At 36.5% G+C, this 21,288-nt stretch carries 15 protein-coding genes; all 15 read right to left on the minus strand.

What is annotated here, in order from left to right; translation table 11 throughout:
• Nucleotides 1-276: 276 nt before the first annotated feature.
• Nucleotides 277-957: a hypothetical protein gene (locus tag FFS26_RS07695; protein WP_137904745.1), complete on the minus strand. Its 681-nt coding sequence runs from the start codon at nucleotides 955-957 to the stop codon at nucleotides 277-279.
• 9 nt (nucleotides 958-966) lie between these two features.
• Nucleotides 967-1,830, minus strand: coding sequence for a dTDP-4-dehydrorhamnose reductase (rfbD, locus tag FFS26_RS07700; RefSeq protein ID WP_137904746.1), 864 nt, complete (start codon nucleotides 1,828-1,830; stop codon nucleotides 967-969).
• 46 nt (nucleotides 1,831-1,876) lie between these two features.
• The gene (locus FFS26_RS07705) at nucleotides 1,877-2,362 is read right to left on the minus strand and encodes an acyl-CoA thioesterase (protein WP_110009820.1); all 486 of its coding nucleotides are present in this window, start codon (nucleotides 2,360-2,362) and stop codon (nucleotides 1,877-1,879) included.
• A 70-nt stretch (nucleotides 2,363-2,432) separates the two neighbouring features.
• Nucleotides 2,433-2,936, minus strand: a complete 504-nt coding sequence (locus FFS26_RS07710) for an OmpH family outer membrane protein (RefSeq protein ID WP_110009821.1) — start codon at nucleotides 2,934-2,936, stop codon at nucleotides 2,433-2,435.
• A 65-nt stretch (nucleotides 2,937-3,001) separates the two neighbouring features.
• Nucleotides 3,002-3,556, minus strand: a complete 555-nt coding sequence (locus tag FFS26_RS07715; protein WP_110009822.1) for an OmpH family outer membrane protein — start codon at nucleotides 3,554-3,556, stop codon at nucleotides 3,002-3,004.
• Between the two features lie 9 nt (nucleotides 3,557-3,565).
• On the minus strand, nucleotides 3,566-6,100 hold the full coding sequence (bamA, locus tag FFS26_RS07720) for an outer membrane protein assembly factor BamA (protein ID WP_110009823.1): 2,535 nt from the start codon (nucleotides 6,098-6,100) through the stop codon (nucleotides 3,566-3,568).
• A 28-nt stretch (nucleotides 6,101-6,128) separates the two neighbouring features.
• On the minus strand, nucleotides 6,129-6,878 hold the full coding sequence (locus FFS26_RS07725) for an isoprenyl transferase (protein ID WP_110009824.1): 750 nt from the start codon (nucleotides 6,876-6,878) through the stop codon (nucleotides 6,129-6,131).
• A gap of 1 nt (nucleotide 6,879) precedes the next feature.
• Nucleotides 6,880-7,770, minus strand: a complete 891-nt coding sequence (locus tag FFS26_RS07730; RefSeq protein WP_137904747.1) for a DUF6089 family protein — start codon at nucleotides 7,768-7,770, stop codon at nucleotides 6,880-6,882.
• 213 nt (nucleotides 7,771-7,983) lie between these two features.
• Nucleotides 7,984-10,488 carry a polysaccharide biosynthesis tyrosine autokinase gene (locus FFS26_RS07735; protein WP_110009826.1) on the minus strand — a complete coding sequence of 835 codons (2,505 nt, stop codon included), beginning with the start codon at nucleotides 10,486-10,488 and terminating at the stop codon, nucleotides 7,984-7,986.
• A gap of 2 nt (nucleotides 10,489-10,490) precedes the next feature.
• Nucleotides 10,491-11,375, minus strand: a complete 885-nt coding sequence (locus FFS26_RS07740) for a polysaccharide biosynthesis/export family protein (protein ID WP_110009827.1) — start codon at nucleotides 11,373-11,375, stop codon at nucleotides 10,491-10,493.
• A gap of 40 nt (nucleotides 11,376-11,415) precedes the next feature.
• Nucleotides 11,416-12,534, minus strand: a complete 1,119-nt coding sequence (locus FFS26_RS07745) for a glycosyltransferase family 4 protein (RefSeq protein ID WP_110009828.1) — start codon at nucleotides 12,532-12,534, stop codon at nucleotides 11,416-11,418.
• A 103-nt stretch (nucleotides 12,535-12,637) separates the two neighbouring features.
• On the minus strand, nucleotides 12,638-13,639 hold the full coding sequence (locus FFS26_RS07750) for a glycosyltransferase family 2 protein (protein ID WP_110009829.1): 1,002 nt from the start codon (nucleotides 13,637-13,639) through the stop codon (nucleotides 12,638-12,640).
• Nucleotides 13,640-13,642: 3 nt separating this feature from the next.
• Nucleotides 13,643-14,713 (minus strand): formimidoylglutamase, encoded by a 1,071-nt coding sequence (locus tag FFS26_RS07755; protein ID WP_137904748.1) that lies wholly within the window; start codon nucleotides 14,711-14,713, stop codon nucleotides 13,643-13,645.
• A 147-nt stretch (nucleotides 14,714-14,860) separates the two neighbouring features.
• Nucleotides 14,861-17,437 (minus strand): type I DNA topoisomerase, encoded by a 2,577-nt coding sequence (gene topA, locus FFS26_RS07760; protein WP_110009831.1) that lies wholly within the window; start codon nucleotides 17,435-17,437, stop codon nucleotides 14,861-14,863.
• 277 nt (nucleotides 17,438-17,714) lie between these two features.
• Nucleotides 17,715-21,158 carry a T9SS type A sorting domain-containing protein gene (locus tag FFS26_RS07765; RefSeq protein WP_137904749.1) on the minus strand — a complete coding sequence of 1,148 codons (3,444 nt, stop codon included), beginning with the start codon at nucleotides 21,156-21,158 and terminating at the stop codon, nucleotides 17,715-17,717.
• Between the last annotated feature and the right edge of the window lie 130 nt (nucleotides 21,159-21,288).

The following is a 21,288-nucleotide window of genomic DNA, read 5'->3' on the forward strand; positions in this document are numbered from 1 at the left end:
AAAGTTTTGAAGTTTTTTTCGTCCGTTTCTTTTTTGTAGTAATATCGTTTCTGCCTAGCTAAAGGCGCTTCTGCGCTACTGTTCTACTCTCGTTTTCAGTGGGGCAAAGATAGCAACTTCCTACAACGCAAAACAAGTTTATTTAACATAAATTTTACATTACAGTGATATTTGTTCCTAAAGAACTGGGTAGCAGGGGGAAAAATTTTAACTAAATCCCTGTTATATTCAGTGTATTTAAAGTTCAATCGGAAATAAGACACTTATAATGGAGTTTTATGGAGTGTTTTCTTTATATATTACACTTAAAAATTCTGCATAAGACTTCTCAAGGCCAATGATATCTCCGGATTTCAGATTCAAACCACCCACTCCTGAGTTGTCTGATTTTACTTTCAGGGAGGAAACCTGAAAATAAAGATTGTCATCATTGGCTTTTGGCTGAACTTTCACTGTAGAGCCTAAAAGCTTTTTGGTTGAAATCGTATAGATTTCTCCCGGAACCACTTTTAATTTTAAAAATGATCTGGGAGAAATAATATAGTCTTTATGGTTAACATTTATTTTCTGATCTTTTTCAGAAGATGCAAATATATACATCTCCCCATTTTTAGCCGCCAATTTTTCTTTAGGTGTGTAATATAAAGCAATTTTATAATTGGCAGCATTGAATGTCTGCGGAGTACCATCAACATTTTCGAAAGGTTTTAATTCAAATGTATTGGCACCAATCTCTTTTGCTTTTTTATATACCATGGAAAATACGAGTGCGTCATCTTTTGAAAACCCCTGTACTTCTACTTCTCCTAAATAGACAGCATCTGCATCGGCAGCATCTTTTCTGTAGAAGAATTTATCTGCATTGTCATTTGTTTTTTCCACTCTGGTCATATAAACATTCTGTGCGCTCCACAGCTGGATGCATAATACGGAAAAGAGGATTGCAATATTCTTCATATATATATATTATTGGTGTGAAAGGATTTCAACACATTCTTCAAGACTGTTTTCCCAATGTTTGGGTTCTATCTTATAAGCTTCTTCTATTTTATCCAGAGACATAGTACTTCTTACTGGTCTTTTGGCAGGTGTTGGATACTCTTCGGTTGTCAATGGATTTAATTTTACTGATGATTTTGAAAATTCAGCAATTTTTTTGGCAAATTCAAACCAGGTTGTCTCCGGATAGTTTGAGAAGTGAAAAATGCCATAGGTTTTCTGTGGTGCTTCGATAATTCTCATCATAGCTTCTGCCAGATCGTTGGCATTGGTTGGTTGTCCAAACTGGTCAGCAACGATTCCCAATTCTTCTTTCTGAGAGAAAAGATTCAACATTGTTTTCACAAAGTTCTTATTAAACTCGGAATACAGCCAAGATGTTCTTATAATGATTGTTTTTGGATTGATTTCCAGTGCAAGCTCCTCTCCTTCTCTTTTTGATGAACCATATACTCCTATTGGATTTGTAAAATCATCTTCAGCATATGGAAGATTTGTGGTTCCATCAAAAACATAGTCTGTAGAAACATGAATCAGAACAGATTTATAATCTGCACATGCCTGAGCAAGGTGGGCTACTCCGCCGGCATTTACTGCAAAGGCTTTTTCTTGTTCCTTTTCTGCCAGATCAACTGCAGTGTATGCGGAGGCATTGATGCAATAATCAGGTTTGTTATCATAAAAGAAATCGTTCACCTGCTCTTCATTGGTAACATCCAACGTAGATGAATCTGTAAACAGGAACTCATACAGATGTTCAAAATCCGGGGCAATCTTTTTTATGCAGTTTCCCAATTGTCCGTTACTACCTATTACTGCTATTTTTTTCATTTGTTTATTATTAATTTTAAATTGGAACCTTCAATAAGAAATGGAGTTAAGAGTTCTTGGCATTCTGAGATCTTAAGAACTTCACCCTTGACTGGAAGTCTTTCTGGATAAGATCTACATAAAACTGATCAAAAATCTCTTTGATATCTTCGGGATGAACTTCTGATTTTCTTGTTTTAACATTAAAATAAATAACAGTCACCCAAAGTACAGCATGAATTGTTTTTTCATCCAGACTCTTCATGAGAATTTCCACTTTTGCCGTTCTATCCTGTACATCAATGGTCTTGCTGCTGATCACTACCTGTGTATTATATCTTACTTCTTTGAGATAGGCTATTTCGTTCTGAATAGCAATCCAGGTACAGCCGGTTTTCTTGGTATATTCTTCATAAGTGAATCCATAAAATGTTTCCACATGATCTTCTCTGGCATTGAACATATACTCAAGATATTTTACATTATTCAAATGTCCAATCGGATCACAGTCACTAAACCTAACTTTGACCGTAGTTGATACTTCTTTTTCCATTCCGCAAAAATAAAAAAACCACCTCTAAAAGAGGCGGTTGGTTTTATAAATCTTTGTTAATTTGCTGAAATTATTGAATTCCTAATTCTTTCTTCACAGCTGGAGTTGCGTCTGGTCCTCCTTTATAAAGGAATGCTGTTGAGTTTGCATCCATAATATAATCGTATCCGCCAGCTTTAGCTACTTTTTCTACTGCATCGTTTAGTTTTTTCTCAATAGGACCAAAAGCTACATCTTGCTTAGCTTGTAGATCTTTTTGAGCTTTTTCCTGCATTTGCTGGATTTCTTCAGCTAATTTTTTCATTTCCGCTTCTCTTGCGTTGTTTTCGTCAGCTGTTTTCTTAGGAGCTTCAGTTTGGTATTGCTGATATTTAGTTTGAGCTGCGTCAGCTTTTTTCTTGATCTCAGCTTGTTTAGTATCTAAGAATGTTTTAAGATCAGCATCTGCTTTCTTTTTCTCCGGCATCGCGTTAAGAACTCCCATTACATCTAAAGTAGCAATTTTTTGAGCTTTTGCCATACCTACAGATACAACCATCATTACTGCTGCAAATAATACACTTAATTTTTTCATAACTGGTAAATAAATAATTTAATTTGTTTTTAGATTTTAAAATATAGCAAAAGTTAATTCTTTTATTATTTTTTGCCTTTACTATTTGTTTTTTCCTTCTTGTCTGTTCCTTTTAATAAGATAGACAATACTTTTTCGGTGTAATCATATTTTGACTGAAGGAAAATAACACTAATGTTATTGCTTTTATCAAGAACTATGCCCAAGCCATTTTTTTCGGACATTGTTTTGATGGCTCCCCAGATCTGATCCTGAAAAGGCTGAACCAGATTTGTTCTCAGTTTTGTAATTTCACCATTCGCTCCAAAACGTAAGCTTGTTGTCGTTTTAATATTTTTATCTAGGTCTGTAACTTCTTTTTCTCTAAGTTTAAGCTGATCACCTATCAATAAAACTTTTTCACTTTCAAAAGCAGCTTTTTTTCTTTCATATTCAGACTGAAGATTTTGAAGTTCAGACTCCCAGGTATCGATCTGAGAATTTAATCTTGCTTCGGCTTCTTTATACTGAGGTAATTTATTTAAAATTTCATTAGTATCCACTACTCCGATTTTCTGGGCATTGTTCAACCCGAAAAGCAAGAGTAATGCGAATGTGAAAATTATTTTAAAGTGCTTCATATTTAATAATTATAATGTTTGGTTCATCAAGAAGTGGTTTCTCCATCCGGACTTGTCACCTGATAATGTTTTATCAAGACCTAGTGCGAAGTCGAATCCGATCAATCCAAATGCTCCCATATAAACTCTTACACCAACTCCGACTGATCTTTTCAACTGGAATGGGCTGTAAGAACTCCATGAGTTCCATACGTTACCACCCTCTGCGAATGTCAGGGCATAGATTTTTGCAGTCTGGCTCATTGAGATCGGGTATCTTAATTCTAAAGTAAATCGGTTATAAATGGTACCTCCTCCTCTTTGAGTAATATCATCAGCCTGACCTCCTTCTGTACTGGCATTTTCATATCCTCTTAAAGGGATCAATTCTCTACCGTCATATCGACCTCCGAAAAGACCTGTACCTCCCATGTAGAATCTTTCAAACGGCGGCGCTCCCAGCTGGCTGTTATATCCATCCATGAATCCCATTTCAGCAGAAGACCTTAGCACAAGTTTTCCAATGATCTCATTGTAAACATCTGCTTTGAACTTGATTTTATAGAATTCCATCCACTTATATTTGTCAATAGGTGACATTGTGGAGTAATCTTTCTTCTTAAACAATGAGTATGGAGGAGTCAGTTTTGCTGAAAGCTCAATATTAGATCCCATTGTTGGGAAAATCGGGTCAATACCTGCTGAGTTTCTGCTCAGTCCTAAATTGACACTGAAGTTATTGGCAGTACCGTTATTTTCTGTGGTATCCCCAAACTGGAATGGATAGTTCTTGAAGTCATACTTCTGGAACTGTAAACCTGTATAAAGAGAGAAGTAGTCATCCGGCCAGTTCAATAGTCTGTTCAGACCTACTGAAGCAGAGAAGATGTTCAATTTCTGGGCTTCTCCATATTGATCTGTGTATCTTACTCTTGAGTTATTCAAACTTACAGAAAGTGCTGTTGGTCTAGTACCAAATAGCCAAGGTTCTGAGAATGATACTCCATAGTTTTGGAAATACTGTCCTGCCTGTACCTGAATAGAGAACGTTTGTCCGTCTCCCTGAGGTACCGGTTTGAAATCTTTAAACTTAAGGAAATTCTTTAATGAGAAGTTATTAAATGTTAATCCTAAAGTACCGATAAAACTGTTACCTCCGTAACCTGCCTGTAACTGAACCTGTGAAGATCCTTTTTCTACAAGCTTCCAGTTGATATCTACAGTATTATCCACCTGGTTTGGCTGGATATCCTGCCCGACCTGCTGAGGATCAAAGAATGACATTCCCGCTAAATCGAAATAGGTTCTCTTAATTTCTGTTTTCTTGAATAGCTCTCCCGGTTTTGTTCTTAGTGCTCTAAGAATTACATGGTCATGGGTTGTAGTATTTCCCTGCCATGTTACTTTATTCCAGGTAGCCTGCTCTCCTTCATTAATTCTTACTTCAAGGTTTACTGCATCTCCTGACACTGATTTTTCAACCGGCGTTACATTAGAGAAAAGGTAACCGTTATTCATGTAAACAGATTTAATATCTGAATCATCTTCTTTACCTCCGTCTTCCCCAACTTTTTTGTTGAATCCTACTGCATCGTAAATATCCCCTTTCTTATATCCTAATAATCTCTGTAAATATTCTGTTGCGTATACGGTATTACCCGTGAATGTAATATCCCCGATGTAATATTTTTTACCCTCGCTAAGTTTTACATTGATTTCGTAGTTATTTCTTTTGTTTCTCCATACTGAATCTGAAACGATTTTAGCGTCTCTGTATCCAAGAGAGTTGTAATAACTGATAAGGCTTTGCTTATCTTCCTGGTATTTATCTTCAATGAATTTTGAGGATTTCAAAATACCACCGATTCCGAAACGTTTTTGTTTGGTTTCTTTGAAAGCTTTATTTCTAAGTTTGCTATCGGTTACATTATCGTTTCCTTCAAATTCGATATGGTCAATTTTAATTCTTTTACCCTTATCTACATTGATTGTCCAATCTACCAACGCGGGATCTCCTGCATTTACTTTATCCTGGATAGTAATTTTGGCATCTGCAAAACCTTTTTTGATGTAGTCTTTAGGGACATTGGTTTTAAGGCTTGAAACCAAGTTCTGAGTGATCTTAGTTCCTGGTTTTAGGTTGTTATCCTTTGCCAGTTTTTCACTTTTAGATTTACCGATTCCTTTTCCTGTAAATTTCACTTCTCCAAGTTCTTTCAGATCCTGCAGATAAAATTTCAGAACGATCGTCTGTCCTTCAATGCTTTGAACATAAACTTCCACTTCAGAAAAAGATTGGGTATCCCAAAGTTTTTTTACAGCGTTGCTGATTTTCTGTCCCGGAATGTCTACACTTTCTCCTTTTGTAAGGCCCGTAAATCTTAAGATCTGAGCTGGTGTATATTTTTTTACCCCATCTACAACGATGTCTTTAAGTGTATAAGTTCCTGCCTCATTTTCTGCATGTACAGCATTATTTACTTTTGTGCTGTCTTGTGGAGTTACTTGTCCATAAAAATGTGCAGAAGCAGCAAACATAATGATGGGTAATAGTCTAAACTTCATTTTATCGAGTCTTTCTTTTCTTAAAAATTTATTGGCCTTTTACCTGTTCACCGGTTAAACCATATCTTCTTTCCTTGTTTTGATAATCCACAATACACTGGAAGAAAATATCTTTGGTGAAATCCGGCCACAGAACATTTAAAAACTGTAATTCAGCATAAGCAATCTGCCAAAGCAGGAAATTGCTTATTCTTATTTCGCCGCTGGTTCTGATCAGTAAATCTACAGGAGGAAAATCTTTTGTATAAAGATAATTTTCAAATAAACTTTCGTTTATATTTTCTATCTCTACTTTTCCTTCTTTTACATCAGAACTTATGTTTTTTACGGCTTCCAGTATTTCATTTTGTGAGCCATAGCTAATAGCCAATACAAGGTTTCCTTTTGTGTTTTCTTTTGTGAGTTCTACCACACGTTCCAACTGCTCTCTTACTAATGCAGGCAACTTCTCAAGATTCCCTATAACATGCATTCTCAATCCTTTGCTGAAAATCTCTTCTGCTTCCAGCAGTAAGGTTTCTACCAACAGATTCATAAGGGTATTCACTTCTTCGCTTGGACGATTCCAATTCTCTGAAGAGAATGTATACAATGTTAAGTAAGGAATATTAATCTCATTACAAGCATTAATAGCATTTCTTACAGCATTAATGGCATTTTTGTGACCGAAAGTTCTTTCTTCGCCACGAGATTTTGCCCATCTTCCATTACCATCCATAATGATGGCTACGTGTTTTGGTAAATTCTCAGAATTTATTTTTTCTTTAATCAACGACATATTATTCACAATAACATGGAGGTCTTCCGAACGAATATGTCAGTCCTAAACTGAAAGTATTTATCCAGTCTCTGGATCTGTCATCTCCAATATTTCTCTTTTTAATAAACTCTGCTTCTCTTTCTTTAGAAACCGCATAATAATTTCCTGACTGTAATAATGAACCGCCTGTGGCAGGATCCAAAATATCAGCATTATAAGAAGTTTTTACATCTTTGGAAAGGATCTTGCTGTGATCCAACTGATCCGTCAATGTATATCTGAATGTACCTTCTGCAAATATTGCCCAGGAATGGTTGAATTTATACTTTAAACCCACCCCAAAAGGGATATGCATTGTTACTTTTTTGCCCAATGAATAATCTGTGGTAGTTGTAAAATCCAATTCATTGACCGGAGCCTGTGCCACACCATCAGCATCTCTTCTGAAATCATTCACCAGAGTAGCTTTAGGAGCATCAAACATCAAAGCACCAACACCTCCGAAGATGTAAGGGCTCAGCATGCTTATCTGCTCATTATTTACCGGGAAAAAATTATATTCAAACATTAAACTCGCCTCATACACATTATTTTTTCCGTATGAGTTTCTATTTCTTCTATAATCTTCCTTTGCCGCTTTATCACTGAACTGAATCTGGTTGTATCCTAAATCCAATCTAACAGTCTGATGCGGGTTAAAATTAAATCTATATAATAAACCACCATAAAATGGAACTCCCCAATCTGACGCTCTGCTTAAATCCAACGGCTTTTGTAAAATATAATTTGTCCTTCCTACATCTCCCACTAGGTTACTCATACCTAGACGAACTCCCAATTCGTTTCTTTGTGCTTTAACACTTACCACTCCAAGGAAGGCAAGGAAGCTAAACAATAATTTTTTATTCATAAAAGAATATGGATTTATGGTTATTTTAAAATTTAATTTTTGCAAATATAAAACATTTTTATATTAATGATAATCTTAATGTTTAGTTAAAAATAAACAAAAAAACATAATTTGTTATAAAGTAAACGGCAAAGTGGCAAAAATATTCTTTTTTTCATAGAATGAAAATACTTTACATATGAAAAAACCCCCATTAAATGAGGGTTTAATGCTTTATTTTTTATTAAATAATACCTGTACTTTATTTCTGATCCTTATCAGTAAAGGCTCTTTATAATTTTTATCTTCATCGAAATAACCATAACCATAGCCGTATCCATAACCATAGCCATATCCATATCCGTAGCCTTGTTTGGTATTATAGTCATTATAGACAAGTCCCAGATTATTGACTTCATCGTTATGATACTTTTCAGTAATCATTTTCAGCATATACTTTTCTGTGTATTCGTGGCGTACAACATATATATTAGCATCAGAATACTTCATCAGCTCGTAGGAGTCTGCTACAAGACCTACAGGTGGTGAATCTATAATAATGAAATCATATTTTTCTTTGAGTTCTTCTATAAATCTGATATTTCTCTGACTCATCAAAAGCTCAGATGGGTTTGGCGGGATAGGACCCGAAGTAGCGACATCCAGATTAGGGATCTTGGTCTTGTTAATAATCTGGTCAATATCTACTTCTCCTGTAAGATAATTGGAGATCCCATATTTATTATCAATCTTAAAGTCTCCAAAGATTTTCGGTTTTCTAAGGTCCATTCCTAACAAGATTGTTTTTTTATCACTTAATCCTATTACAGATGCTAAATTGATAGAAATATAAGTTTTTCCTTCTCCTCCAATGGATGAAGTAATCAAAATAACTTTTCCTTTTTCACCTTCATTATCCATCAGGAATCTCATATTGGCTCTTATTCCTCTGAAAGCTTCTGATACAGATGATTTTGGCTGCTCAAGAACGGTAAGCATATTTTCATTGCTGTTATTTCCTATTACCCCAAGAAGCGGAATTTTTGTAGCACTTAAAAGTTCTTTAATGTTTCTGATTTTACTGTCTAATACTTCACCTACAAAGATAAAAAGTAACGGAAGCAGCAGCAATCCTGAGATAATGGCAGTTTTCGCTAACTTGACATTAGGTGCAATAGGTCTTTGTCCCAGATTTTTGGCTGGGTCAATCACTGTAATATCGGATTGATTGGTCGCCATTCTCATTTTAGTATCGCTCTGTCTTCCCAGAAGACTATTATAAGTGGCCTCAATCATATTATATCCTCTTTCTGCATCCAGATATCTTCTTTCTTTTTCAGGGTAAGAAGCTAAATCCGAGTTGGCTCCTGAAATATCACGATCAATTTTGTTGATCTCTTCATAATATCTGTTATAGTATCCTCTTAAACTGTTCGATGATCCCATTCTTGCCTCATCAATAAGCCTGTTGATCTCTCTCATGGGCTCTGATGAAGGCTTATAAATAGAAGCCATTTCTGCTCTTTTGGTATATAGAGCTTTTAGTTCAGTAACTGTTGCTGAGAATACTCCATCTTCAAAACCTGCAGCATTGGTTCCGATCATTTTATCAAAATTCTGAGACTGCAGCGTGTTTTTTATATTGTTAAGAGAATTGATCTTGCTTATGATATCTGCTTTTTTAGCCTCGAGCTCTTTTATTTTTTCAAGAGACTTTTCGTCTCTGTCTTTAATATTATAAAGTTTTTCCGAAGTTTTTAAATAATTGAGCACACTCGCACTTGAATCAAGTTTTTTACGGATGTTATCAAGATTTTCCTTTAAAAAGACATCGGTATTCTTATTGACTACGTTTTTATCAGCCAGTCTCTTTTTTTGTAACTCTGCAACAGATTTATTAAGGAAATTCACTGTGCTGTTGAGATTATATCCTTTTTTGGTAATAATCATAATGGACCTGATTTCTTTATCAAAGTCAACACCTGTAGTAGAAACAATTTCGTTTACACTTTCATTGATCGATTTCAGGTTTACAATGATATTATCCAACTGAATTTTAGAAGGAACAGGATTTTTAAGTAATCTGAACCTCAGGTTCGGAGCATTATACCATTCATTGATTTTAATGATTTTATCAGCGGGTCTGCTATAATGATTGATAGTCTGAAAACCTTCCACTTCATAATTATACAGGTTAGTGGATTCTCCTTCTTCTGGTAAAACTACCTGATATGCTCCATCGCCTTTGGGGATCAGGGTAATAGGATAATCAATCTGCTGAAGATGTTTTTTATCAATCTGAAGAAAAACCGGTGAATCATCTTTATCCAGGTAGGTGGATTTTATCAGTCCTTTGGTAGAATAATTAACAAAAAGATCCAGTTCTTTTACCAAAAATTCATTGTGCGATCTTGATAAAAGCATTTTTTTCAGATAAAGCCCATCCTGATTTCCGGTATCACCCCAGATGAAGTTGATGGATTGGTTAGACTGTGTTGGTAAGAACTCAGAACCTTTACTGGAGGTACTTAACGATAAGTCTGATGCATAAATATTTTGTGCATAGTATTTACTGTATACCCATGCAACGGCATAGCCGATAAAAAACATCAATACAAACCAGTACCAGTTTTTAAGGACTCTTCTTAAAAAGTGTTCTAAATCAAATAACGCAAACGACCCATACTTTTCTTTCTGAGAATCATTCTTCTCTGCAGCGGTTACTCTTTCTGGAATCATGACTAAAGATTTTTAAGAAGTAAATAAATAGACAATGCCGTAGTAATTACCGAAACTCCTGTTGTTAAAGTCTGAATAGGATCTTTTCCGAATCCGTTCAAGCTTTTTGCTCTTGTGCTCAGATAGATTTCATCTCCATTCTGCACATAATAGAAAGGAGAGTTCATAAGATCTTCTCTGGTAAGATCTATTTTGGCAATTTTGATTCCTTCCGGAAGTTTTCTGTGGATAACGATCTCTTTCTTATCAATCGTCCTGTTTAGCCCGCCATTAATGGCTAAAGCTTCAGTAATGGTAAGTGTATTTTTATGAACTACTTTCTCTCCTGAAAGACCTGTAGTTTCAACATCACCAAGAATATAATAAGTGATACCGTCCGTATTGAGTCTTACTTCAGATTTACCTTCCTGGAAATTTTCATTTACCTTTTCCTGAATTTCTTTTCTGATATCCTCTAATGTTCTTCCCTCAGCTTTTACATAGCCAATTCCAAAAACATTGATATCACCATTGGAATCTACCTTGAGTCCGTTAAAATAGAAATTCGTATTTCCTCCTCTGCTCATCCCGGAAGTAGTACCAACTCCTCCCCCTACAGAACCACCGCCAGACATGGCCGGACTTGTTACAGCTCCGGTTCCGGTCCCTCCTGAGGAATTGTAAGAAGAATAAAACTGTGCAGCATCTCCTTTGGGAGTTGTTACAATGTTAAGATTGAGGATATCATTTTTGGTAATCCTGTATACAGGGATATTGTAGGGAACAAGACCTTCTTCATTAATTACGAGACTCTCACTTGGTTGTAAGTATCTTACATCCTTTGTTGTAATACATGAGGTAACTAAAAGAGGGAATATTAAAAATAAATATTTAAAGTTTTTCATCATATATATATATAATATTGTTTACAAAAGTAATATTTAATTGTTAATTTTTGTTATTTCTTACTCGATATAGTAAATCTGGCAAATATGCACCAAAAAAACCCAGTGAAACAATCACCAATAATAAAAGATTGACATTAATATGTCTTAAATAATAAGCCACTCCAACAATCATCAGATAGTAAAGAATAATATAAAAAGTTGATCTCCTATGGGTAAGATTCAATTTCAGCAGTTTGTGATGAATATGGTTTTTATCAGCATCAAATGGTGACTTTTTATTGTAAAGCCTGATCATAATGACATTCAGAGTATCTACAATCGGAAGAATCAGAATAGCTACCGCTACTACAGGAGCAGACTGAAGGTGATATCTGGGAACATCGATCAGTTTTTTATCTATAAAAATATCTATAAAACAGATGGATGTAAAAGCCAATAAAAAACCAAGGAGCATAGAACCTGTATCTCCCATAAATATTTTGCGGGTACGGTAGTTTGACAGATTATAATACAAAAATGCCAGCACAGTTCCAATAATAACAACAGACAGTATTACCAGCGGATAATTATATTCCCCCAGACGGTAATAGCTTATTCCAAATAAAGCACTACAGATAACGGAATAACCTCCTGCCAGCCCATCGATCCCGTCAATCAGATTGAACGCATTAATCAGAATAATAAATGTTACGATACTGAATATCACACTTACAAAATACTCCAGCTCAAATACGCCTAAGATTCCGAATAAACTTCTGATTCTGATATCGGAGCCAATAACAATCAGGGAAGATACAACAATCTGTGCAACAAGTTTTTTGTAGGCTCTCATTACGACAATATCGTCCATTACCCCCACATAGAGCAGGATAATTAATGAAGCAAATAAAAATTTGTAGAGATCAAACAATTCATAGGCAAAAATAGAGGCACAGATTCCTATTGAATAAAAGATGGCGATTCCACCAAGATTGGGAATTTCTCTAAGGTGCGAGCTTCTTATTCCAGGCTCATCCATCAGATTCTTTCTTCTTGAAATCTTGACAATGGTAGGAATAGAGAAAAATGTAATTAAAAAGGAGAATACGAAGCCTAATCCTATTTTTACATAGAAAATAGGTATCCCCGATCCGCTTAAGAACAATTCAAAGTTTTTCATTCTTTTCTAATTCAGCACTTGTATCTCCAAAATAAAAAATCATAACAGGAACTTTATTATCATTTTCTATTGACCGAAACAATAGTACTTACATTTGTGTTTACTAAATCAACTTTCTTATCAATTTTTTTTGTCCTCCAAAAAACAACAGATAAAAAATCTTTTTCTTCAAAGGCAAAGATAAAAGATAATTCTTACCAAAACGACTATACTTCAATATATCTTGAATTTTTATTTGTCTTTCTTTCATAAAAAGGTCTAACTGATCAGACATGCTGTAAAATATTTCGTCTTTTTTCACATACGCCAGGTAGGCCAAAAACGAATAAACTCCCTCAAAAATCTGGAAATTTTTCAATTCTTTGCTTTTATTGGAATAGGAAGATTTACCGAATACCTGTTCTACATCAGAAACAGCCTTTAACATATCAAGTCCTTTTTCTGTGTGGGTTTTTGTAATAGAATCAGTACGTTCAAGATACTGATAATGAAAATTCTGAGTCTGCGCAATGATTTCACATTCCAGCAAAAGCTGAGGAATCAGCTGAATATCTTCAAAGTGAACTCCTTTTTTAAATCTTTTCTGATTAAAAAGTTCTTTTTTGAACAGCTTATTGCATGCAAAATAGCTGATATCAGAAAATACAGAAAAGTTATGTTCAAGGGCTATTTTCTCCGGCATATCAGGAAGCTGTGTCAATTTTTGTACAATTTTTCCGTTCTCATCCACTTTCTGAATATTACAGATGACCATTTTCGCATGATGCTTTTCCGCTAAAAGAAACATTTCTTCAAACATGTTTTCAGTAACATAATCATCACTGTCTACAAAACCTATATAATCTCCGGCAGCCCTGTCGATTCCAAAATTACGGGCATCACTCAGTCCACCGTTTTCTTTGGTAAAGGCTTTTATTTTATCAGGATATCTTTGTGCAAATTCTTTAATTATTTTTTCAGAGTTATCTTTGCTTCCGTCGTTTACTACAATAATCTCGATATCAGAAAGGCTCTGCTTTACCAGAGAATCGAGGCATTTTGCCAAATAGTTTTCGACATTATAAACGGGAACAATAATGGATACTCTTGAGGGAACATTTGTCATACATTAAATTTTCGTCAGTCTTGCATTCAGCCAGCCCTTTTTAGCTTCATCAAAATCTTTTCTGGAGCAGGGAATGCAGTTTTCTATATTTTCATCATCACCAAAATACCACAAATTACTGAAAGTATCACGCCTGAATGCATATTGTCTGTCATCTATCAAAACGTAGAACAGCTCATAATGCCTTTCTTTCGGATGGGAATGCTGGATATTGATTCCTTCGATCAGGTACCACAGCATCTGTGCTAAAAGCTGATGGTTCAACTGGTTTTCAGAATAAATATTATAATTAAAAATTCCGACAGATTTCAGGTTTTCACTCAATCCGATTTCTTTCATATAGGCACAGATCTCTCTTCTGTTCAAACCATTTACCTGTGGATTCATTGAAAAGGGCTCACTAAAGCTTTCAATAGCATCACAGTTTACGGTCACCAGATCTGCTTTTCTGAAGAACGGTTCTGTTTTTTCTGTAGAATTCATCATTTCAGCCAGCCGGATAATATCAAATTCTACCTCTTTGATCAGCCTTACGGAATCCATTTCATTCAAATGTTTCTGGTAGCCCAGATGATGGTAGTTTTTAATGGAGAAATTTTTGGCTCCGAAAATTTTGCTCAAAAAAGTATTTTCATTGATGGTTTCACCTTGCTGAAGGGAAATAATATTACTGATCTGGGTATAATTGATGCTTTTCTTATGGAAATTCAATGCTGAAAATAATGAGAAAGCAAAGTCATTGGACCCCCCGATAATTATCGGAATAGCTCTTTTATAATGACATGCCGACAGGACTTCCTGTAAGATATAGTGAGTATCCTGAACAGATTTCCCCGATACCAGATCACCAAGGTCTACAACAGGAATTTCGAAATCCATCTGTGAAAGCTTGTAAAATTCTTTTCTTACCGCCGTAAAATCCTGCACTTCCGCATCGCCGCCCGCACCTCTGTAGTCTGATACAAACAAAAGAACAATACTGTCTTCTCTGATATCTTTTGTAATCCGATTTCCTATCTGCCAGCTCTCTGTTTTAAAATTTCTTGGTGAAATGATAAAGTCTTCGAAATCCATATTTTAATTTAAAATGTAATAATTGATTAATTGCTTGATATAACAAACATACAAAAAACATAGAAACTGAGAAGACATGTTTCTCTTTGCTCATAAAAAAAGCCGTCAACAGGTGTTGACGGCTTGTATTGTAACCTTAAGGATTATTTATTTTTTAGCTGCAGGTTTCTTAGCTGCAGTTTTTTTCACTGTTGCAGGAGTCTTCTTAGCTGTGGCTGCTTTTTTAGCTGCAGGTTTTTTCTTTTCCGCAAAAGCTTTCGGATCCTGATCTGTAATCCACTTTTTAACCTCATCAAGAGAAAGTTCTTTCAGTTCCTCAGCTTCATATTTTGTATCGTCTGCTTTTTTTGGAATTTTGAACATGGCTTTTCCGAACTTGATGAAAGGTCCCCATCTTCCGTTTTCAATGGAGATTTTTTCTTTTTCCCATTGCTGGATATATCGGTTGGCCTCTTTCTCCAATTTAGCGTCAATCAGTTCATTGATATCACTTTGTGAAAGGTTTTCGAAATCATATCTTTTAGGAACATTCACAAAGATATCTTTGTACTTGATAAATGGTCCGAATCTTCCGGATCCTTTGGTTACCGGTTCTCCTTTATACGTAGCAATTGGAGCATCAGCAATCTTCTTTTCATTGATAATCTCCTCAGCACGTTTCTGATCTACAGAAAGCGGATCTTCACCTTTCGGAATACTGATATACGTTTCACCCCATTTCACATAAGGTCCGAATCTTCCCACTCCTACAGAAACCGGCTGTCCGTCAACTTCGCTTAAGTCAAACGGCAGTTTGAACAGTTCCAGCGCTTCTTCAAAAGTAATGGTTGCAATATTCTGTCCTGACATTAATGATGCAAAGATTGGCTTCTCTTCATCATCAGTTTCTCCAATCTGGATCATCGCTCCGAATCTTCCGATCCTTGCATGTACATTTTTACCGGTCTTAGGATCTACTCCTAAAAGTCTGTCTCCTGTTGCACGATCTGCATTTTCTTCTACATCTTCAATTCTGGGGTGGAATTTGGAGTAGAAATTGGTCATCATTTCCTTCCACTTCTGATCACCACTTGCAATTTCGTCAAAGCTTTCTTCAACTCTTGCCGTGAAACCGTAATCAAGGATTTCCCTGAAGTTATCTGTAAGGAAGTCATTAACAACTTCACCTATATCTGTAGGAACGAATTTATTTTTATCACCGCCAAACTTCTCCTCAAGAACTACTTTTTTGATCTTATCTTTTGTCAGAGACATTTTGATCACTTCACGGGTGTGTGGTTCGATTTCTCTTTTATCCACATACTCTCTGTTCTGAATAGTCTGAATGGTAGGCGCATAAGTAGAAGGTCTACCAATCCCTAATTCTTCAAGTTTTCTCACCAACCCGGCTTCAGTATATCTTGCACTTGGTCTTGTGAACTTTTCAGTAGCAGTAATGGTTTTATAGCTCAAAACTTCTCCCACGCTTACTTTTGGCAGCAGCTTATCGTTGTTTTCATCATCATCGTCCTCTGTTTTTACAATTCCGTAGGCTTTCAGGAAACCGTCGAAGATGATCACTTCTCCTTGTGCCTCAAAATGATGCGGTAATGATGTATTTCCTATTTCGATCACTGTCTTTTCAATTTTGGCATTAGCCATCTGAGAAGCAAGTGTTCTTCTGTATATTAATTGATAGAGTTTGTTCAGCTGTGCATCTCCTATACTTTTCACTCCAAAATCCGTAGGTCGGATCGCTTCGTGCGCTTCCTGTGCAGAAGCTGATTTTGTGGTATAGTTTCTTGGAGAAGAATATTCCGCACCGTATTCTGAGATGATCTGTTTCTTAGCTCCTTCAATAGCTTCCTGGGATAGGTTTACAGAGTCTGTTCTCATATAGGTAATAAACCCTTCTTCGTATAATCTCTGTGCCAGACGCATGGTATTGGTCACATTATATCCAAGTCTTGACGAAGCTTCCTGCTGTAAAGTGGAAGTTGTAAACGGAGCTGAAGCGGAACGTGTACCTGGTCTGGTTTCAACATTGAGAACTTTAAATTCTGTAGTTTTAGCCTGTTCCAGAAATTTTTCAGCCTCTTCTTCCTTTTCAAAATCTTTTTTAAGCTTAGCAGCAATTTCCTGCTCTGTTTTATTTAAAAAGATTCCGTCCAGCTTAAAGCTTGCTTTTGGCGTAAATTCACGGATTTCTTTTTCTCTTTCAACAATTAACCTTACTGCTACAGATTGTACTCTGCCTGCAGACAGCCCCGGTTTTACTTTTTTCCATAAAACGGGAGACATTTCAAAACCTACGATTCTGTCCAGCACTCTTCTTGCCTGCTGGGCATTTACTAAGTTCTGATCAATATCTCTTGGGTTGTTGATTGCTTTTAGAATGGCGTTTTTGGTAATCTCGTGGAAAACAATTCTTTTTCTGTTTTCAGGCTTCAGCTTCAACTCATCCGCAAGATGCCATGCAATAGCTTCTCCTTCGCGGTCCTCATCGGAAGCGAGCCATACCATATCAGCTTTCTTTACGGCAGCCTTTAATTCGGTTACCAGTTTCTTTTTGTCTGCTGAAACTTCGTAATCAGGACTGAATGTGGCAAGGTCTATCCCCATTCCTTTTTTAGGAAGATCCCGGATATGTCCGAAACTGGATTTCACTTCAAAATCCTTTCCTAGATATTTTTGAATAGTTTTTGCTTTTGCCGGGGACTCTACGATTACTAAATTTTTCGACATTCTAACTAAAAATTTTTGCAAAAGTAAAGCTTTTTTATTATATACTTTTTGTTAAAAGGGTTTAATTTAATAATCAGGGCGCTTTACACTCTCTTTCAATACTCATTTTTTTGATAAACAAATCCTTTGTAGTATAGGTTTTAGACTGTTATACAATAATCAGCATTTATTGATATAGAATTTTTCATCATCCATAATAGATGTAAGAAATATGCTGGTTTAAAAAAAAAGCAGAACAAGATGTCTTATTCTGCTTTTCATACTTTATTTGTAAGATTCATTGTTTTATAATTTTCACAATTGCTTCTGAGTTATTTATTCTTATTAAATACACTCCTGCGTTTAAAGATGAAAGATCTGTCTGATTATTGACAAACTGCCCTGATTTTACAAATTGTCCAAGGGCATTAAAAATTTGAAAATGATACTCTTTGTTTTCCTGCACTTTAATATAAAGAATATCCTTAACAGGATCAGGAAAAAGCACAACAGGATTGGTCTCTATCTCTTTTTTAGCATGTATTCTGCTAAATTGTAAAGGGGCTGTTAACTCACTTCGCATTGCATTGATAACAAAAACTGGAATCGGTCCTTCTTCTTTCCCAAAAGCATTATATCTGATTCTCACACACCTGCAACTCATCCCGAAGTAGGGATCGTTATTATCATGAAAGACGATCAGCCGGTTGGCTGTAGAAGCTGCATCAAATAGTATATTGACAGGTCTACCCAGGTAGTTGGCAGCCAGCGCATCCGTCCAGGTTCCCGGATATTGAAAATTGACAACATTAAAAGTTCCCTTCGGGGACTGATTTGCCACCACGCTTCTGAATGCACGTGAGCCGGAATCGGGATAGTTTCCGATTTTATAGGATGGATCCAAAAACTGGTATCCAATTGTGGAAGTAGTAGACGGATTTCTCACCCTGATTCCCTGATAGTCGGTAATCAGGTTATAGGAAGTTGCAATATTCTTATCTTTTTTATACCATGGCGTCTGTCCGAAATCCTGTCCTGAAACCAATGCCACACTTAAAAGGTCTGGAATTCTCCAGCCATCGGGACAAGGGTCAAAAGGAGATTTCACTCCTCCTCTTCCCCATCTGTCAAGAGCCAAGTTAGGTTCATTTGCGATCCAGTCCGTTCCGTTTGTATAACCAGGTACAGCACTGTTAAAAGGAGCAAAAGTACTTGGAATCATAAAAACCAGTGGATTTTGTACGGAGTACGACAATACTTTATTCACTTTATCACCAGGTTTATCCGTATCCTGTACCCCGGCCTCTGCTGCATAAGTGTTGTAATTAACAATATATCCACTTGTCAGGTTATTATAAGTCGCAGCCGTAAGTGTAGTATATGAAACAGTCCCGTTACTCTGCACACTTCCTAAAAACACATTGTACGAAGCCTTATTGTCTGCATACTGAAACGTTGGAATAGGGTCTTTTCTTCCCCATTGGTAATGCAGGCCTGTGGAGCCTCGGATCTCAGCAAGTTCAGACGTGGTAGGCGACAGAGGGTTTCCAACTGTGGGGAAAGCGCTTGTTGCGCCAATATTACGGTCCAAAAACTCTGTTGTCATAACAATATCTGCCTTTTTAACATAATTCACATAATTCACAGCTTCCTGTACCGGGAGCTCCGTAGTATAGGTATAAGAAGCTACCGGAGTATTGGTAACCCAAATATGCCAGCTCCAGTACACCGGATTGGCAATACTGCCATTATGCAATGTGATCACTGCGTTTCCACTTTGGTTTGCCTGCATTTCTACAGATATCCTTGCGTCTTTAAGGTTCTGCAGTGCGGCAGGAGAAGAGTTGATAACAGATATTTTACTGATCAAGTTAACATTGGTGGTCCACAGAACATTTGCCTTGAGGTTATTAAAACTTGTGGGGTTTAATATATTCTGATTATTTAATAATTGGCTTTGTACTGAAAATGCTTTACTCACCGGAATTTCTATACTGTATGGTATTGCACTTTTAACAACCTGGTAAGTATTGGGATTATTGATTCCTTCTTTATACTCTGTGGTGGCGGCCGGCATATATTCCGTAGGAAAGTTATAATCATTAATGATATAAAGCGGATCTTTAATACACCTGCAGCCATTGGCATCTGAGGTATATACTCTTTCCATCGGCATATAATAATATCTACCCTGAATATCGGGGTAAGCAGGATCCGGAATATCGGGCTGCCCTTTATCAGGAATCATGGTAACGGCTCTTACTCCTACTGAAGGAGTTGCATCAAAATGCCTGGTCATCGTAGCAGTCCATAATGCCGTATGATGCTGGTCACTGTACTGACCTAAATGAGCTCCTCTGATGAGCTGTCCTGTTCCCGGGAATATCCCCATATTATATCCCCCGACACTGGAAAGGTCGAATCCAATATTAGGATAGAGCTTTATCCCCTTCATAAATACAGGAGTTCCCGCATCTGTAGGTTTTACGACATAATATTGATTGGCTTCATAGATATTTTTAGGCATATTGGTTCTAAATCCAAATGGGGAAAAGTCTATTCTGATATCATCCACATACGCAGAAGAAGCAAGGTTAGCCACGAGCATTGAAGGAACACGCCATCCATTGGGGCAGGGATCATAAGATGATTTATCTCTATAAGGTTTTGCACTGCTGTCACTATTATATACTGTTTCAATTTTACCCTGTGCATTATCAGACCAAAGGTTAAGTTCCGAGAGTCTGTCATCCGGCAAAGCAGCGGTTCTTCCAAACCAATTAACAGGCAGATTGACGTTATTGTTGTAATACGCCTGCCCGGAGTTATCATCTTTATTAACATAGATGAGACTCATAGGATTTTTTACAGAAAGCCGTATATTATTGGTAACCTCTGCAGCGGAAAGCAGAACAAACTTTCTGAGATCATCAATACTCACTGCATTGGTCATATTTTTGGCTCCTCTATGTCTTACTCTGCCTATTGATCCGGAAGCTTCATAAAAATCATTTCCTCTTGTAACCAGGGGTGGAATTGGATCTTTTCGTCCCCATTGATAAAGAAGTCCGTTACTCCGGTTCCAGTCTGATGCTGTGATAGAATTTGTGATTGCTCCCAGATTTCTGTCCATCCATTTCCAGTCGGAGTCCGGAATAATTTCCGTTGTTCCATCCCATCTCATTCTTTTTATGTTGCTGAAACTTTTATAGGAAACTCCATTGGTGGGATCATCCGTTACCCAGATATGCCAGCTCCAATAAATCTCACCATCTACCCTGAAAACAACCACAGCATTTCCTTTTTTTGTCTTATTAACAGGCACTTTAATCTTAGCATCCTGCCCTGTTCCTATTATTTCAAGGGCGTAATTCAATCCGGATTTTATAAGTCCATGAACATCTTCCCATAAAACATCAGCAGTTACCGTCCCTGCAGGTATACCACTCCCGTTAAGATATCCGCCACCCTCCCACATCGCATAAGCTTTTTTTACGGGAACCAGCAATCCTCCGCTATTCTGAGCGGGATCAAAAATGTAACTGTTGGGTGCTTTTTTCCAGTCTGGAAGCAATAATCTCATCGGTTCATGAACAGGTTTCAATGAGTCTGTATTCTCACTAAGCCATATTGCTTTTACATGTCCAATCAAGGGAAGATTCCCTCCGATATTACCTTTGGAAGTGATTCCAAATAATATCAGGCATATGACTGCCGCTAATTTTCCAGCTAATATTTTCATACCTTAGGTTTTAGTGTCTTTAGCAGAATACAATTATTAAGCCCATTTCTATTAAAAGTGATTTATTATACAAATAAAAACACACATATTTGAATTATGTTATTAATAATGTAAAATAAAACACAATAAA

Source organism: Chryseobacterium sp. 2VB (genome assembly GCF_005503635.1).
Taxonomy (GTDB): Bacteria; Bacteroidota; Bacteroidia; order Flavobacteriales; family Weeksellaceae; genus Chryseobacterium; species Chryseobacterium cupriresistens.

Bases quoted from the DNA above. Each gene is read 5' to 3' on its own strand.
- FFS26_RS07695 (WP_137904745.1), bottom strand. From the start codon at position 957: ATGAAGAATATTGCAATCCTCTTTTCCGTATTATGCATCCAGCTGTGG.
- rfbD (WP_137904746.1), bottom strand. From the start codon at position 1,830: ATGAAAAAAATAGCAGTAATAGGTAGTAACGGACAATTGGGAAACTGC.
- FFS26_RS07705 (WP_110009820.1), bottom strand. From the start codon at position 2,362: ATGGAAAAAGAAGTATCAACTACGGTCAAAGTTAGGTTTAGTGACTGT.
- FFS26_RS07710 (WP_110009821.1), bottom strand. From the start codon at position 2,936: ATGAAAAAATTAAGTGTATTATTTGCAGCAGTAATGATGGTTGTATCT.
- FFS26_RS07715 (WP_110009822.1), bottom strand. From the start codon at position 3,556: ATGAAGCACTTTAAAATAATTTTCACATTCGCATTACTCTTGCTTTTC.
- bamA (WP_110009823.1), bottom strand. From the start codon at position 6,100: ATGAAGTTTAGACTATTACCCATCATTATGTTTGCTGCTTCTGCACAT.
- FFS26_RS07725 (WP_110009824.1), bottom strand. From the start codon at position 6,878: ATGTCGTTGATTAAAGAAAAAATAAATTCTGAGAATTTACCAAAACAC.
- FFS26_RS07730 (WP_137904747.1), bottom strand. From the start codon at position 7,770: ATGAATAAAAAATTATTGTTTAGCTTCCTTGCCTTCCTTGGAGTGGTA.
- FFS26_RS07735 (WP_110009826.1), bottom strand. From the start codon at position 10,488: ATGATTCCAGAAAGAGTAACCGCTGCAGAGAAGAATGATTCTCAGAAA.
- FFS26_RS07740 (WP_110009827.1), bottom strand. From the start codon at position 11,375: ATGATGAAAAACTTTAAATATTTATTTTTAATATTCCCTCTTTTAGTT.
- FFS26_RS07745 (WP_110009828.1), bottom strand. From the start codon at position 12,534: ATGAAAAACTTTGAATTGTTCTTAAGCGGATCGGGGATACCTATTTTC.
- FFS26_RS07750 (WP_110009829.1), bottom strand. From the start codon at position 13,639: ATGACAAATGTTCCCTCAAGAGTATCCATTATTGTTCCCGTTTATAAT.
- FFS26_RS07755 (WP_137904748.1), bottom strand. From the start codon at position 14,713: ATGGATTTCGAAGACTTTATCATTTCACCAAGAAATTTTAAAACAGAG.
- topA (WP_110009831.1), bottom strand. From the start codon at position 17,437: ATGTCGAAAAATTTAGTAATCGTAGAGTCCCCGGCAAAAGCAAAAACT.
- FFS26_RS07765 (WP_137904749.1), bottom strand. From the start codon at position 21,158: ATGAAAATATTAGCTGGAAAATTAGCGGCAGTCATATGCCTGATATTA.